Annotated in this window: 16 protein-coding genes and 1 tRNA gene; 10 read left to right on the top strand and 7 right to left on the bottom strand. The window is 43.4% G+C overall.

Annotated elements, in window-relative coordinates; translation table 11 throughout:
• The first annotated feature begins 28 nt into the window (after positions 1–28).
• The 5 genes from K7G75_RS07735 (at position 29) to K7G75_RS07715 (ending at position 3,930) form a co-directional block, all read left to right on the top strand.
• A tRNA-Leu gene (locus tag K7G75_RS07735) sits at positions 29–112 on the top strand.
• 149 nt (positions 113–261) lie between these two features.
• Positions 262–1,179 (top strand): MerR family transcriptional regulator, encoded by a 918-nt coding sequence (locus K7G75_RS07730; RefSeq protein ID WP_222983717.1) that lies wholly within the window; start codon positions 262–264, stop codon positions 1,177–1,179.
• The gene (locus tag K7G75_RS07725) at positions 1,179–2,633 is read left to right on the top strand and encodes a phytoene desaturase family protein (protein WP_222983669.1); all 1,455 of its coding nucleotides are present in this window, start codon (positions 1,179–1,181) and stop codon (positions 2,631–2,633) included. Before K7G75_RS07730 ends, K7G75_RS07725 begins: the two co-directional genes overlap by 1 nt.
• A gap of 4 nt (positions 2,634–2,637) precedes the next feature.
• Positions 2,638–3,477: a phytoene/squalene synthase family protein gene (locus tag K7G75_RS07720; protein WP_222983668.1), complete on the top strand. Its 840-nt coding sequence runs from the start codon at positions 2,638–2,640 to the stop codon at positions 3,475–3,477.
• Positions 3,478–3,930 carry a sterol desaturase family protein gene (locus K7G75_RS07715; protein WP_222983667.1) on the top strand — a complete coding sequence of 151 codons (453 nt, stop codon included), beginning with the start codon at positions 3,478–3,480 and terminating at the stop codon, positions 3,928–3,930. It begins immediately after the preceding gene.
• Positions 3,931–3,937: 7 nt separating this feature from the next.
• On the opposite strand, the gene K7G75_RS14765 is transcribed toward K7G75_RS07715, so the two are convergent.
• From K7G75_RS14765 to K7G75_RS07685, 7 genes are all read right to left on the bottom strand, one after another.
• Positions 3,938–4,129, bottom strand: a complete 192-nt coding sequence (locus tag K7G75_RS14765; protein ID WP_262420287.1) for a TlpA family protein disulfide reductase — start codon at positions 4,127–4,129, stop codon at positions 3,938–3,940.
• A gap of 22 nt (positions 4,130–4,151) precedes the next feature.
• Entirely contained in the window at positions 4,152–4,499 is a 348-nt protein-coding gene (locus K7G75_RS14760; RefSeq protein WP_262420286.1) for a TlpA family protein disulfide reductase, read from the bottom strand.
• Between the two features lie 3 nt (positions 4,500–4,502).
• Positions 4,503–5,063 carry a TlpA family protein disulfide reductase gene (locus tag K7G75_RS07705; RefSeq protein WP_222983666.1) on the bottom strand — a complete coding sequence of 187 codons (561 nt, stop codon included), beginning with the start codon at positions 5,061–5,063 and terminating at the stop codon, positions 4,503–4,505.
• Positions 5,064–5,135: 72 nt separating this feature from the next.
• On the bottom strand, positions 5,136–7,406 hold the full coding sequence (locus K7G75_RS07700; protein WP_222983665.1) for an aconitate hydratase: 2,271 nt from the start codon (positions 7,404–7,406) through the stop codon (positions 5,136–5,138).
• A 101-nt stretch (positions 7,407–7,507) separates the two neighbouring features.
• Complete coding sequence (locus K7G75_RS07695) at positions 7,508–8,461, bottom strand: AAA family ATPase (protein ID WP_222983664.1); 954 nt, start codon at positions 8,459–8,461, stop codon at positions 7,508–7,510.
• A gap of 4 nt (positions 8,462–8,465) precedes the next feature.
• Positions 8,466–9,863, bottom strand: coding sequence for a peptidylprolyl isomerase (locus tag K7G75_RS07690; RefSeq protein ID WP_262420285.1), 1,398 nt, complete (start codon positions 9,861–9,863; stop codon positions 8,466–8,468).
• Positions 9,856–10,737 carry a peptidyl-prolyl cis-trans isomerase gene (locus tag K7G75_RS07685; RefSeq protein ID WP_222983662.1) on the bottom strand — a complete coding sequence of 294 codons (882 nt, stop codon included), beginning with the start codon at positions 10,735–10,737 and terminating at the stop codon, positions 9,856–9,858. Before K7G75_RS07685 ends, K7G75_RS07690 begins: the two co-directional genes overlap by 8 nt.
• Before the next feature lie 113 nt (positions 10,738–10,850).
• Between K7G75_RS07685 and K7G75_RS07680 the strand changes: the two genes are divergently transcribed.
• Genes K7G75_RS07680 through K7G75_RS07660 form a run of 5 tightly spaced genes read left to right on the top strand, consistent with a single transcriptional unit; the run spans position 10,851 to position 14,116 of the window.
• Positions 10,851–11,303 (top strand): SRPBCC family protein, encoded by a 453-nt coding sequence (locus K7G75_RS07680; protein ID WP_222983661.1) that lies wholly within the window; start codon positions 10,851–10,853, stop codon positions 11,301–11,303.
• Between the two features lie 4 nt (positions 11,304–11,307).
• Entirely contained in the window at positions 11,308–11,562 is a 255-nt protein-coding gene (locus K7G75_RS07675) for a hypothetical protein (protein ID WP_262420284.1), read from the top strand.
• A gap of 10 nt (positions 11,563–11,572) precedes the next feature.
• Entirely contained in the window at positions 11,573–12,706 is a 1,134-nt protein-coding gene (locus tag K7G75_RS07670; RefSeq protein WP_222983660.1) for a serine hydrolase, read from the top strand.
• Complete coding sequence (locus K7G75_RS07665; protein WP_222983659.1) at positions 12,703–13,215, top strand: SRPBCC family protein; 513 nt, start codon at positions 12,703–12,705, stop codon at positions 13,213–13,215. The genes K7G75_RS07670 and K7G75_RS07665 overlap by 4 nt, the downstream gene beginning before the upstream one ends.
• A 22-nt stretch (positions 13,216–13,237) precedes the next feature.
• Positions 13,238–14,116, top strand: a complete 879-nt coding sequence (locus K7G75_RS07660; RefSeq protein ID WP_222983658.1) for an SMP-30/gluconolactonase/LRE family protein — start codon at positions 13,238–13,240, stop codon at positions 14,114–14,116.
• Positions 14,117–14,123 lie beyond the last annotated feature (7 nt).

Below are 14,123 nucleotides of genomic sequence, written 5' to 3'. Positions count from 1 at the left end.
GTAACTTTGGTATCTTCGCGCCTTATTTGCCCACGTGGTGGAATTGGTAGACACGCTACCTTGAGGGGGTAGTGTTCGCAAGGACGTGCTGGTTCGACTCCAGTCGTGGGCACAAAACCGCATATTCATGCGGTTTTTTTGTGGAATTGATTTTGTCCCTCAATCCTGTCTTCCCTTCTTAAATCTTGAATAATTTTTTAGACAATCATTAGGTCGTGAACGTTAAAAGTGTAAATTTGTTTAACGTTTATATGCAAAATGATGAACAACGTTAAGAAATCCTTCAGTATCCGTGATCTTGAAAATCTTTCTGGCATTAAGGCCCACACAATAAGAATTTGGGAAAAAAGATACGACCTGTTTTCCCCCGAAAGAACGGAGACCAACATAAGGACCTACGATTTAGCTAATCTTCAAAAGCTATTGAACGTTACCTTACTTTATAACAGCGGCTACAAAATATCGAAGATCGCTAAATTGGAAGAGCCCCAGATTCCTGTCATGGTTCGGGAAATTGTTGCCAACAACAGTAAAAAGAGCCATGCTATAAATGCTTTTAAACTTGCCATGGTCAATTTTGACCAGAATCTTTTTTTCAATACATACACCAGCCTGTTGTCCGAAAGGTCGTTCCGAGAGATTTTCAACGAGATTTTCATACCGCTTTTGAATGAACTTGGCCTGCTCTGGCAAACCGATACCATAAGCCCAGCCCATGAGCACTTCATAACCAATTTGATCAAACAAAAAATATATATCAATACCGAAAAGCTACAGGTGCTGGAGCCAACCAAAAAGGATAAGGTATTTGTGCTTTTTTTGCCGGAAAACGAAATCCACGAAATTGGACTTTTATATGTCAACTATGAGATTGCCCTGCATGGTTACAAAACAGTGTATCTTGGGCAGACCATGCCGATAGAAAGCTTGGTCGATCTTTTGAAATATTACGACAATGTGCATTTCATTTCGTATTTCACCGTTTCCCCAACCAAGGACGAGCTGAACAACTACTTTGATCAGTTTACAAAAGCACTAAGCCCGTTGGGCAGGTGCAAACTATACGTCTTGGGCCACCAAATACAATATGTGGTGAAAGATGACCTTCCGGAAAACATAAAAACATTCAACTCCATTGAGCAACTGATGGACTCCATTCTACTGGGCACTGCATCCTAATGAAAAAGATTATTGTAATCGGTTCCGGTTTTTCATCGCTTTCAGCTGCTTGCTATCTGGCAAAAGCTGGATATGCGGTTGAGATTTTTGAAAAAAACGGCACCGTTGGCGGAAGGGCCAGACAATTGATAAAGGAAGGCTTCACATTTGATATTGGTCCGAGCTGGTATTGGATGCCCGATATCTTTGAAAAGTTCTTTTGTGATTTTGGAAGAAAAACCTCCGATTACTATCAATTGGACAAATTGGACCCCGCGTACCAAATCTTTTTTAAAGATGAGATCATAACCGTTGGTGATAGTTTGGACAAGATTTGCGAGGAGTTTGAACGTATTGAGTCGGGCAGTGCCAAACATTTAAGGCATTTTATTGGAAAGGCCCAGGAGAATTATGATATCGCCATAAACAAGGTGGTCCTCCGACCCGGACTCTCTCCATTGGAACTGGTAACAAAGGAAACCGTGCTGCGCGTGGATCAATTCTTTAAGACCATAAGCCAAGAGGTGCGAAAAAGATTCAAAAATCCAAAACTGGTCTCAACTTTGGAGTTTCCCGTGTTGTTTCTTGGTGCCAAACCAAGTAAAACCCCAGCATTCTATAACTTCATGAACTTTGCTGATTTTGGTCTGGGAACCTGGCATCCAAAGGGAGGCATGTATGAGATCATCAAGGCCATGAAAAGCGTAGCTGAGGAATTTGGGGTTAAAATCAACACCAACAGTCCAGTCTCAAAAATTTTGGTCGATGACAACACCGTGGTGGGCATTCAAAGTAACGGTAAGGACCACAGGGCCGATTATGTGGTAAGCGGCGCGGACTACCATCACTCCGAAACCTTGCTCAACAAGGAGCACAGGCAATACCCAGAATCCTATTGGGCCAAAAAGGTCTATGCGCCTTCCTGCCTGCTTTTCTATATCGGATTCAACAAAAAGCTCGAGAACATTGAACATCACAATTTGTTTTTCGATACTGATTTTGAAAAGCATGCCCAAGAAATCTATGATGATCCCCAATGGCCAAGCGACCCGCTTTTTTATGCCAATTTTCCCTCGGTAACGGATGTATCCATGGCACCAAAAGATTGTGAGACAGGGTTTTTTCTGGTGCCAATCGCTCCAGGTCTAGAGGACACACTAGAGTTCCGGGAGCAATATTTTGACATTATTATGGACAGATTTGAGCAAAGAACGCGGCAAGCTGTCAAAAAATCCATTATTTTTAAGGAGAGCTTTTGTGTAAATGATTTTGTGGAACAATACAATTCATACAAAGGCAATGCCTATGGCATGGCAAATACGCTAAGGCAAACAGCTTTTTTGCGCCCCAACCTTAGAAGTGATAAAGTAAGAAATCTGTTTTTTACAGGGCAGTTGACAGTTCCAGGTCCAGGGGTTCCCCCATCATTGATTTCTGGTAAGTTGGTGTCTGACTTGATCATTAAAACTAAGTAAGACCATGAAAACTCTTTTTGACCACGTTTCCTACAGCTGCAGCAAGCTCGTGACCAAATCGTACAGCACATCTTTTTCGCTTGCGACCAAAATGCTGGCCGCCCCAATCCGTTCACACATCTACAATATTTATGGGTTCGTCCGGTTTGCGGATGAAATTGTGGATACCTTCCATGATTATGACAAGGAAACATTGTTCAACAAATTTGAAAAAGACCTGGAAGATGCCCTAGAAAAGAAAATAAGTCTGAACCCAATCCTAAACTCATTTCAGCATACCTACCATAAATTTGGGATTCCCCATCATTTGGTTGAAGCCTTTATGAAAAGCATGCGGATGGACCTGACCAAAAAGGAATACAACACCTACGAAGAGTACAAGGAATATATTTATGGATCTGCCGATGTGGTGGGACTCATGTGCCTTTGTGTTTTTGTGGATGGTGACAAGAAAAACTATGAAGAATTGAAGGAATCGGCCATGGCCCTCGGTTCAGCTTTTCAAAAAGTGAATTTTTTGCGTGATCTAAAATCGGATTATGAACAGTTGAACAGGACCTATTTCCCAAATATCGATTTGACCCAATTGGACGAAAGTTCCAAAAAAAGGATAGTGGATGAAATAAAGGCAGACTTTGCCCTGGGGTTCTCTGGAATAGCCAAATTGCCAGACCAAGCCAAGTTTGGGGTATACACAGCATATCGCTATTATAAAAAACTGCTGCAAAAGTTACAGAGCACTCCCCCACTCGAAATAAAGAACAAACGGATCAGGGTGTCCAACTACCAAAAATTTGGATTGTTGGCGCACTCATACCTCAATTATAAATTACAACTCGTATAAATGATCATAGCACTTTGGATACTCATTTTCCTTGCCACCTTTTGCTTTATGGAATTCATGGCCTGGTTTACCCATAAATACGTGATGCACGGTTTTTTGTGGAGCCTTCACAGGGACCACCACCGGAAAGACCACGATTCATGGTTTGAAAGGAACGATGCGTTCTTCATTTTTTATGCCGTGGTGAGCATGACCTTATTCTTTTTGGGAAATTATACTTGGTTTTGGTACGGATGGCCTTTAGGTTTTGGTATTTTGGCCTATGGCATTGCCTATTTCATGGTCCATGATATTTTTATTCACCAAAGGTTCAAGCTGTTTAGAAATGCGGATAACTGGTATGCCCGTGGAATACGAAGGGCCCATAAAATCCATCATAAGCATTTGGGGAAAGAAGAGGGTGAATGTTTTGGAATGTTGCTTGTTCCCTTTAAATATTTCAAGAAAAGGTGAGATAGCCCTATTCACGCAAAAGACTGTCCAATAACATCCGTGTGGCCGATGAATTCCAATTGGCGGCACCACTTTCATCCACCACAATTCTACCCGATTTGCCCAAAATATAAGTAGTGGGTATGCTGGAATGTTCAAACTGGTTTGGGGCCTTGGTCATCTGAAAGTAGATTGGCAAATTGTACCCTTTCTTCTCCATAAAAGCAGTTACCCGGTCCGTTTTATCGTTGGCAACAAAGATAAATGCCACCTGACCCCCCATAATCCGCATACAATTTATCCAGACTTGGAAGCTCTGCCACACAGGGCGGACACCAGGTTGCCCAAAAGTTCAACACTACCACCTTCCCTTTCGTTGATTCAAAATTATACCCATTCCCCTTCAGGTCAATAAGCTCCCAGTTATAGTTTTTCAAGGATTGTTGCTCATCCAAAGGTACCGTTGATGCGCTTCCCGCGATAATTTTGTTTACCAAAACCTTCATGTGGAAACCTATGGGAGTGAAAATAATGAGGACTATGACCAAAATCCAGATGCCATTGCCTATCTGCTCTTTGGATAATTTCATGGGTCATTCGGCCAAAAGGTCGTCAATTAAATCATAGACCTTCGCATTGCTCCAATCTGCTATACCTTCTTTATCGACAACAATATTCCCTTGTTTATCAATAAGATACGAGGATGGTACCTTATCAGGGTCGATGGGCATTTTTTCTCCAATGATCAAATAGGTCACTGGAAAGGTGAACTCGTGTTTTTCCATGAATTCCTCCACCGGAGGTCTATTTTCATTGGTGATGATGTAAAAGTCAATCTTGCCCTTGTATTGATCATAGAGCTCTTGAATACTGGCCAATTCGGCTTCACAGGGTAGTCGCCAAGATGCCCAAAGATTGATGAAGACCACATTGCCCTTGGACTTTTCAAAATTGAAGAAATTCCAATCAGCGTCCTTTAGTTTCCAATCGTAATCCATTATCCGGTCTCTTTGCGATGTTTCAATGATCGATGGTGAAAACGAAAACAACCGGTTCAGGGCTATTTTGCCATAGTATCCCAATGGGGTCACAAAAAATGAAAGCACAAAAAGAATCAAAAGGATGTTTAGGACCGTCTTTTTACTGATTTTCATTTTATGTTGGGTTTGGACAAATCAAAAACTCCTGATCGTAATCAGGAGTTCTTGCTTTGATTTTGTTTCTGATTATGCATTTTCCTTTTTGATCAAGTTCAGTGCGGAACCTTCCCTGAACCATTTGATCTGTGCATCGTTGTATGAATGGTTCACCTTGATGGTATCCTTACTGCCATCCGCATGCACCAATTCCAAGGTCAAGGGTTTGTCCGGGGCGAACGAATCAATATCGACAAAATTAATGGTATCGTCTTCCTGGATCAGATCATAGTCGTTTTCATTGGCAAAGGTGAGCGCCAGCATTCCCTGTTTTTTCAGATTGGTTTCATGTATCCGGGCAAAGGATTTTACCAAAACCGCAGCAACGCCCAGATGTCTTGGCTGCATGGCTGCATGTTCCCTGGAAGAACCTTCACCGTAGTTGTGGTCTCCCACTACGATTGTCTTTATTCCAGCCTTTTTGTATGCGCGCTGGGTATCGGGCACCCCGCCGTACTCCCCCGTCAACTGATTTTTTACAAAATTGGTCTTTTTGTTGAAAGCGTTCACCGCTCCAATCAGTGTGTTGTTGGCGATATTGTCCAGGTGGCCCCTGTAGCGCAACCAAGGTCCTGCCATTGAAATATGGTCCGTGGTACACTTCCCAAAGGCCTTGATGAGCAATTTCATGCCCTTTAAACTTTCATTTTTAATTGGTTCAAACGGATCCAAAAGCTGCAGTCGCTCTGAGCCTTTGGAAACGATAACCTCTACATCACTTCCATCTTCCTTTGGGGGAATAAAACCTGCATCCTCAACCTCGAATCCCTTTGGTGGAAGCTCATACCCCCTTGGTTCATCCAACATCACTTCTTGTCCATCCTCATTGATCAATTTGTCTGTCAATGGATTAAAATCCAGACGTCCTGCAATGGCAATGGCGGTTACCAGCTCTGGTGAACCAACAAAGGCCAGCGTATTGGGGTTTCCATCCGCACGTTTGGCAAAATTTCGGTTAAAGGAATGTACAATGGTATTTCTTGGTCCGTTGGCCGCTTTGTCACCGTAACGGTCCCACATACCGATGCATGGTCCGCAGGCGTTGGCAAAGACGGTAGCCCCAATTTTGTTAAAAGTATCGATGAAGCCATCACGCTCTATAGTGTACCGAACCTGTTCCGATCCCGGGGTGATGGTGAATTTTGATTTGGTCTTCAAGTTCTTGTCCGAAACCTGTTTGGCTAGTGAAGCGGCACGTGAGATATCCTCATAGGATGAGTTGGTGCACGATCCTATCAATCCAACTTCCACGTTGATAGGCCAGTCATTTTCTTTTGCGGCTTCGCCCATTTTTGAAATTGGGGTGGCCAAATCCGGTGTAAAAGGACCGTTCAAATGAGGTTCCAAAGTGTTCAGGTCGATTTCAATAACTTGATCAAAATAATTCTCTGGATTGGCATATACCTCAGGATCGGCGGTAAGGTGTTCCTTAACCTTCAAAGCGGCATCTGCCACATCGGCCCTGCCAGTTGCACGTAGATATCGGTCCATGGACTCATCATATCCAAAGGTAGAGGTGGTAGCTCCCACTTCAGCACCCATATTGCAAATGGTCCCTTTTCCGGTGCAGGACATGGATGTGGCACCTTCTCCGAAATATTCGATTATAGCGCCTGTCCCTCCCTTTACCGTCAGGATATCAGCAACTTTGAGGATTACATCTTTTGGGGCGGTCCATCCAGAAAGTTTTCCGGTCAGTTTTACCCCAATCAATTTTGGAAACTTCAATTCCCAGGCCATTCCGGCCATAACATCAACGGCGTCCGCACCTCCAACACCTATGGCAACCATGCCCAAACCACCGGCATTCACGGTATGCGAATCCGTACCTATCATCATTCCTCCGGGAAAAGCATAATTTTCAAGAACCACTTGATGGATGATTCCCGCACCTGGTTTCCAAAATCCAATACCATATTTGTTGGAAACGGATTCCAAAAAGTCAAAAACTTCATTGCTGTTCTCATTGGCCCTTTTCAAATCTGCCTCTGCCCCCACCTTTGCTTGAATAAGGTGGTCACAGTGTACAGTAGTAGGGACAGCGACTTTTGGTTTTCCAGCATGCATAAACTGCAGCAAGGCCATCTGGGCGGTGGCGTCCTGACATGCGACTCTGTCTGGGGCAAAATCAACATAATCCTTCCCGCGGGTAAATGATTGTGTCGGTGTTCCCTCCCACAGATGCGAATACAATATTTTTTCGGCCAAGGCCAAAGGTCTACCTACCAGTTCACGGGCCCTTTCAACACGCTCTCCCATGGTAGCGTAAACCCCCTTAATCATATCAATGTCAAACGCCATGCTGCAATTAAATTTTAAGATTTTAGTAATTCGGTAAATTTAGTAAAATACCGACGAAATAAAGAATTAGAATTGCTTTAAAAGTCGGGGCTATTCACGTTTTACAACAGCTTTGTGATAATGTCGTCCGTGGAGATTCCTTCCGCCTCCGCTTTGTAGTTTTTAAGGATCCTGTGGCGCAATATGCCATGGGCGACGGCTTTTACATCTTCAATATCAGGAGAAAACTTTCCATTAATGGCCGCATGGGCCTTGGCACCAAGAACCAAACTTTGTGAGGCCCGAGGTCCAGCGCCCCAATCCACATAGGTATTGATAAATTCTGAAGAACCTTCGGTTCCTGGACGTGTTCTGTTCACCAATCTGACGGCATAGTCCACCACATTGTGGGGGACGGGTATTCTTCGAACCAAATGCTGGATGGCAATGATCTCGTCCGCATTGAACTTTGGTTGTAGTTGTATCTCTTCATCCGTGGTTGTGGATTCCACTACCTGTATCTCCTCTTCAATGGAAGGATATTTGAGTTCGATGGCAAACATGAAACGATCCAATTGTGCTTCGGGCAAGGGATAGGTTCCTTCCTGTTCTATCGGATTTTGGGTGGCCAGCACAAAATAGGGCATGCTAAGTTGATAGCGTTGGCCTGCAATGGTCACTGCCCGCTCCTGCATGGCCTCCAAAAGGGCCGCCTGCGTTTTGGGAGGGGTTCTGTTGATTTCATCGGCCAAAATGATGTTGGCAAAGATGGGCCCTTTTATGAACTTGAAGTTCCGATTTTGGTCCAATACCTCGCTGCCCAAAATGTCACTGGGCATCAAATCGGGGGTAAACTGAATTCTTTTAAAGTCCAAATCCAGGGTATGGGCTATGGTATTGACCATCAAGGTCTTTGCAAGCCCCGGTACGCCAATCAACAGTGAGTGCCCCCCGGTGTAAATGGAAAGCAAAATTTGTTCGATTACCTTGTTTTGGCCTACAATTACCTTGGCAATCTCCTTTTTTAGGGTCTGGTGTTTACTTACAAGGTTTTCTACTGCTGCTACGTCTGACATGCATCTATTCCTTTACCCAGTCATTTGCAAAATTGCAATACCTGTTATCTGTGTTCACATGGATATAGGTATCGTCTATATGATCGTCCATCCACTCCTTTATGGCCTTGAACTGTTTTTCACGAAGCGCCAATTCTTGGATTTTTAGGTAGTCTTTTGCAAAATCCGCCTTGTGCTCATCAAATCTGTTGGAGATTTTCATGATTTTGAACTTGGGCGCCCCTCCCCTTGGGTCATCTTCCCGGATAGGTCCGGAAATCTCACCATCCTTGAGGTTGCGCACTTGATTGTAGAGGGTAGGGTCCATCTTGGTCAGCTCAAAGCGGGAATCAAAATTGATGGGGTTCCGAAGAAGACCTCCGTCGAATTTGGTCTCTTTTTCGTCCGAGAAATTCAAAGCGGCCTCGGCAAACGTGTATTTGCCATCCAAAACCTGCCCTCGAATGCTGTCCAGTTCTTTCACTGCAGCATCAATGGCACTCTGTGGAATTTCTGGAATAAGAAGAATGTGTCTCAAGTCCACTTCCTGACCACGAATCTTTTCAATATAAATGATATGGTATCCAAAATCGGTCTCGAAAGGTTCTGAAATCTCTCCTTCTTGAAGACTAAAAGCAACATCCTTGAACTCTTTTACAAAGGGTGTCTCCCGAGTCATGCTATAAAAACCGCCCTTGGATTTTGATCCTGGGTCCTGTGAATACAATATGGCCTTAACGTTGAAACTGGCATCGTTTTCCTCAACATCTTGTTTTATCTGTTTCAGCCTATCTATGGCCTTCTGTTTCTCTTCTTCCGGGGCTGTGGGCTGTTTTACAATCTGTGCAATTTCGAGTTCTGAACCAAAAACTGGTCTTTCATCTTCTGGTATTTTGCTGAAAAACTGTCGAACCTCTTCGGGAGTCACTTCAATTTCCTCCACGATCTTGCTCTGCATTTTCTCGGATAGCATCCGCAGTTTGTTGATTTCGAAGAGTTCTTGTCTGAAGCTTTCAATATCCGGTTTCTTATAATATTTGAGCATCTTCTCTATGCTACCTATTTGCTGGGAAAGCTGTTGTATCTGTCGATCGCTCTGTGCGTTCACCTGATCATCGGAAACCAAAAGACTGTCCTGCACTGCTTGATGGGCATATAGACGGTCTTCCATCAACTTGCCCAAAAGGCCGCAACGGGTTATATCTTCGGTAGAGGCACCTTGGCTTCTAAGATCGATAAGGGTTTTGTCAATGTCCGATTCGAGAATCACATAGTCACCCACCACAGCGGCAATCCCATCCAACTTTATCCTTGTCGTTGCCCGGGTAGAGTCCTTTACCGGTGACGCTTCCGCTATATCCTCCTGGGCGCTGAGCGTACCGATAGTCGCAATCAGGGCCAAGGCAAGTATCTTTCTATTCATTTTTTCCATAAACCTCAAATTCATTCTTTTTAATGGCTTCATCAATAATATCTGTTTCCAATCTTCGTGCGTAGTCCAATCTTCTTTTGTTCAGGATGAGCTGCTTTATATCGGGAATTACATATTCAAACGGTGCAGTATCGTTGATTTCCAGCACATCTGTGACCTTGCCCAAATATACCTCTAAGGAATCCTGCAATTCAAAAAATTGTGATTTTTTTAAGTACTGCTGCTCATTCATCGGGGTCAGTGGGGGTATTTCCTGCACTACTCGGGAAGAGCCCACCCAAATGGAATCGTTAAAGTGTATCTTTTTGAACTGGACGGCAATGGAATCCAAATATTCTTTGTCTTCTTCTTTCCAATTTTTCAACTTGGCCACCACAGCGTCTTTATCCAAAAACTGTGAAGGCAACCCCACGAACCTCAACTGCACCAATTTTTCACTGAGCTTGAAGTTCTCCTTTTCCTTTTCGTAATACCCCCTAAGCTCCTCTTGGGTAACGGCCGTATCCTTGGATTGAAGCACCAAAGCTTCAATATAGGCCCTGGTATACAGATCCATTCGGTAGTCTGACACCAGGCGATCGAACTCGGCCAACTTTTCCTCTGGGAGATTAATTTTTGATTTGGACAGCAGCAGTTGCTTTGAAGCCCATTTGTTAATGTAATTGGTCACAAAAAGGCTGCTGTCCTGGGGCAACATATCCTCGCCTATCAGTGAAACCACATCCTCTTTGTACAGGTAAGCATCCCCAACACGGGCCAAAGGTTCTTTTTCCGGGGTTTCCCTAAAAAGGGAATTACACGAGACAAACGTGGAAATCACAATGGCACAAAGCAGGTATAGGTTATTTTTTTGGAGCGAAAACATTTCGCAAAAATAACAATTACTTAAAGCCATACAACAAGGCGGCCCCCTCATTAACAGATTTTTAGTAGCCGGACAAAAAGATAATTTGCTACATTAGTGGAAAACCCGACCAAATGCAATACACCGCCGAAATACTTGTTGATCTTCCCCGAGATGAGTTCATCAAAAAATTGGACAACCCGGACAACATGAAACATTGGCAACGGGGATTGCTTAAATATGAACATATTTCTGGAAATCCTGGGCAGGAGGGGGCGCAAATGAGTCTCAGCTACACCATGGGCAACCGTAACATAGATATGGTGGAAACCATCATTAAACGTAACCTTCCCGATGAACTGTTCTCCTCCTACGACACAAAGGGTGTCCAAAACATCCAGAAAAACTATTTTGAGGAAGTGGATGGCAAAACCTTGTGGAAATCCGACAATATTTTTCAGTTTTCAGGTTTTATGATGAAACTTATAGGAGTTTTGATGCCAGGAGCCTTTAAAAAACAGACCATGAAATACTTGGAAGATTTCAAGGCATTTGCGGAAAATGGAACTTCCGTTTTAGACACCTAACACAATGGAAAAAATCTTGGAACGAAAGGTAAAAATGATATGGGATTTTCGGGGCGCCGCAGCATCCCAAATGGCCATACACTACCAAAAGCATTTGGAAGAATTTGCGCAGATAGAAGAACTAAAGTTTGATGATACTGGCGTACAGCACATTACCGAAATGCATAGCATAGCCTTTTTGGTCGTGGCCGAATTTGAAATGAAGGAAGTCCGGGATATTTTGAAACCCCATAGAGGCGAATTCCTTTCAGGAACCTAACACAATGGACATGAAAATCAAGTTTATCCTGCCTGTCATGATGCTTTTAACAGTATCCTGCGCACAGGATTCTGATCCAAATCCCCTGCAAACCGCACTTAGTGCTGACAATCCCTTGATACAAAGGGTCATGGATAATTTAAAGGCACATGAGGTCCAAATACGCTATACCCAAATAGATCGCAGGAATGACAGTATTCTTTTTACCGATTTTGATTTTCAAGTAGATCCCTCCCATTATTTTTATCCGGCGAGCACTGTCAAATTTCCAATTGCCGTAGCCACGCTTGAAAAACTCAATGAAATTGATTCCCTGGACATTAATACCCGCTTTTATATTGAAGGTGATACCGTGGAAACCACCTTTGCCAAGGCCATTTCTGAGATTTTTGCAGTTTCTGACAATGCCGCAAACAATAGATTAGTGGAGTTTTTGGGCCAGGATGATCTGAACAAAAGGATCCATAGCAGGGGTGTTGAACCGGTTCGCATCGTGCACAGATTGTCCGTTCCCGACGCGGACAATGTGACCACCAAGCCGCTTGTGGTTTATCTGAACGATTCCACTACGGCCATGAGCAGTCCCATTATCAATACGCCATTCACTCCGCTGAAAATCAAAAAAGTGAAAAAAGGAAGGGGCTTTTATGCCGATGATTCCCTACATGAGGAACCTTTCGATTTCTCCCTAAAAAATTACTACCCGATTACGGCTCAGCATGCTTTGCTCAAGCGTATTATTTTTCCCGAAGCCTTTCCGGAAGACCAACGATTTGCCATAAATGATGTGCAACGTGATTTTCTATTGAAAACTATGTACACCCTTCCAAAAGACTTAGGCTATGATACGGAGGAGTTTTATGATAGCTATGTAAAGTTTTTCCTGTTTGGGGATAGCACAGACCCCATGCCGGACCATATTAAAATCTATAATAAGGTAGGCTATGCCTACGGAACCTTAACGGACTGCGCCTATATCAAGGACACAAAGAACGATGTGGATTTCATGATTACCGCCACTATTTTGGTCAATAGTGATGGGGTTTTTAACGATGATGCCTACGAATATGATGAAGTGGGCATCCCCTTTTTGGCTCAGCTGGGAAGGGAACTTTACGAATATGAACTAAAACGGAAGCAATGAAAAAACTCTCCTTTGACAGTTTCACCAAAAAAATATTCATTAAGGCCTCTATGGATAAACTTTACTGGTGTTGGGGCACCTCAGAAGGTATTTGCTCTTGGTTTTTGAGCGGGGCCAAATACACCTCAACTTCAGGTGGCGAAAGAAAACCCGATGAAAAAATACAACCTGGGGACTCCTACGTTTGGAAATGGCATAACTGGGATGGACAAGCCACAGGGGAGGTGATCGAAGCGAACGGAACAGATCATCTGGTGATCACTTTTGAGGGTAGTGAGGTATCCGTCACTCTTGAAGATCATAAAAGTGCCGTTCTTGTAACTCTGCACCAATACAATATTGCCACCGACGATGAAAGCAAGTTAAATGTGCATTATGGTTGCAGCAACGGCTGGACATTTTGGCTGGCCAACTTGAAGGCCTATTTGGAACATGGAATTCTATTGAATGAGACGGAGTTTGACCTTAGGGACATCCCTTTATCCGGTTTTGAGTTTGTAAATGTCTGATCAAAACTTATTTCCTTAAGTCATGAGGACCTTCCTTTCGGTATCCTTTAGTATTTTTTTTGCCCTTTCCTGCAAAACGGAACCCAAGCACAGTCCTTCCAAAGTAATAAGCGAAACAATTCCCGAGGTTCATCAATGGGCTTTGGGCAATCACTTACAGCATGTGGAAAGTGTGCTGTACGATTCCACGAACAATTTGTTCTATGCCTCATGCGGTAAGGAATATAAGGTGGGGACTGAAGGTTTCATTGCCAAAATGTCCCCTACGGGCAATCTTTTGGAATCTAAATGGATAAAAAATCTGAACAGACCAACGGGAATGGCCTTGTATGATACAAAGTTGTACGTAGCCGATGTGGACCGTATTGTAATCATTGATGTGAATAGCGGCAAACTATTGGACAGTGTTCCCGAACCCATAAAAAACTCTGGACTAAATGATGTTGCCATTAGCGCAACTGGCAGGGTATTCGTTACTGCATCGTTTGTCCATTCCATTTTTGAATTGGTCGATGGCAAGCTCATAGCTTTTCTAAAAGACGACAAAAACCTAGAATGGGCCAATGGCATCATGTTCGATGGGGAAAGTCTTGTCGTGGGAGGAACAAATCTGATAAAAATCAACATCCAATCCAAAAATATTGATCCGTTGTCCACATCTCCCAAGGTGTTTGATTTTGATGGACTTGTTGCTGACGGTATAGGAGGCTACTATGCGACCACTGTGGAAAACAGCACCCTTTGGCATATAAACAGTGCCCTTAAAGCGACCAAATTGGCTTCGGATAGCTACTATTTTGGTGATATGGATTACATCCCAAAGGAAAAAAGATTGGTGATTGCCCGGGGCAAACCAAAAACCAATTCTTTTTTTATAGAATCACGGACCGTATTCAAATAGCGATTCC

Source organism: Flagellimonas meishanensis (genome assembly GCF_019880545.1).
Taxonomy (GTDB): domain Bacteria; phylum Bacteroidota; class Bacteroidia; order Flavobacteriales; family Flavobacteriaceae; genus Flagellimonas; species Flagellimonas meishanensis.
Note: the sequence above shows the minus strand (reverse complement) of the source record. Positions and strands in the feature narration are given on the sequence as shown.

Bases quoted from the DNA above. Each gene is read 5' to 3' on its own strand.
- K7G75_RS07730 (WP_222983717.1), top strand. From the start codon at position 262: ATGAACAACGTTAAGAAATCCTTCAGTATCCGTGATCTTGAAAATCTT.
- K7G75_RS07725 (WP_222983669.1), top strand. From the start codon at position 1,179: ATGAAAAAGATTATTGTAATCGGTTCCGGTTTTTCATCGCTTTCAGCT.
- K7G75_RS07720 (WP_222983668.1), top strand. From the start codon at position 2,638: ATGAAAACTCTTTTTGACCACGTTTCCTACAGCTGCAGCAAGCTCGTG.
- K7G75_RS07715 (WP_222983667.1), top strand. From the start codon at position 3,478: ATGATCATAGCACTTTGGATACTCATTTTCCTTGCCACCTTTTGCTTT.
- K7G75_RS14765 (WP_262420287.1), bottom strand. From the start codon at position 4,129: ATGGAGAAGAAAGGGTACAATTTGCCAATCTACTTTCAGATGACCAAG.
- K7G75_RS14760 (WP_262420286.1), bottom strand. From the start codon at position 4,499: ATGAAATTATCCAAAGAGCAGATAGGCAATGGCATCTGGATTTTGGTC.
- K7G75_RS07705 (WP_222983666.1), bottom strand. From the start codon at position 5,063: ATGAAAATCAGTAAAAAGACGGTCCTAAACATCCTTTTGATTCTTTTT.
- K7G75_RS07700 (WP_222983665.1), bottom strand. From the start codon at position 7,406: ATGGCGTTTGACATTGATATGATTAAGGGGGTTTACGCTACCATGGGA.
- K7G75_RS07695 (WP_222983664.1), bottom strand. From the start codon at position 8,461: ATGTCAGACGTAGCAGCAGTAGAAAACCTTGTAAGTAAACACCAGACC.
- K7G75_RS07690 (WP_262420285.1), bottom strand. From the start codon at position 9,863: ATGAATAGAAAGATACTTGCCTTGGCCCTGATTGCGACTATCGGTACG.
- K7G75_RS07685 (WP_222983662.1), bottom strand. From the start codon at position 10,737: ATGTTTTCGCTCCAAAAAAATAACCTATACCTGCTTTGTGCCATTGTG.
- K7G75_RS07680 (WP_222983661.1), top strand. From the start codon at position 10,851: ATGCAATACACCGCCGAAATACTTGTTGATCTTCCCCGAGATGAGTTC.
- K7G75_RS07675 (WP_262420284.1), top strand. From the start codon at position 11,308: ATGGAAAAAATCTTGGAACGAAAGGTAAAAATGATATGGGATTTTCGG.
- K7G75_RS07670 (WP_222983660.1), top strand. From the start codon at position 11,573: ATGAAAATCAAGTTTATCCTGCCTGTCATGATGCTTTTAACAGTATCC.
- K7G75_RS07665 (WP_222983659.1), top strand. From the start codon at position 12,703: ATGAAAAAACTCTCCTTTGACAGTTTCACCAAAAAAATATTCATTAAG.
- K7G75_RS07660 (WP_222983658.1), top strand. From the start codon at position 13,238: ATGAGGACCTTCCTTTCGGTATCCTTTAGTATTTTTTTTGCCCTTTCC.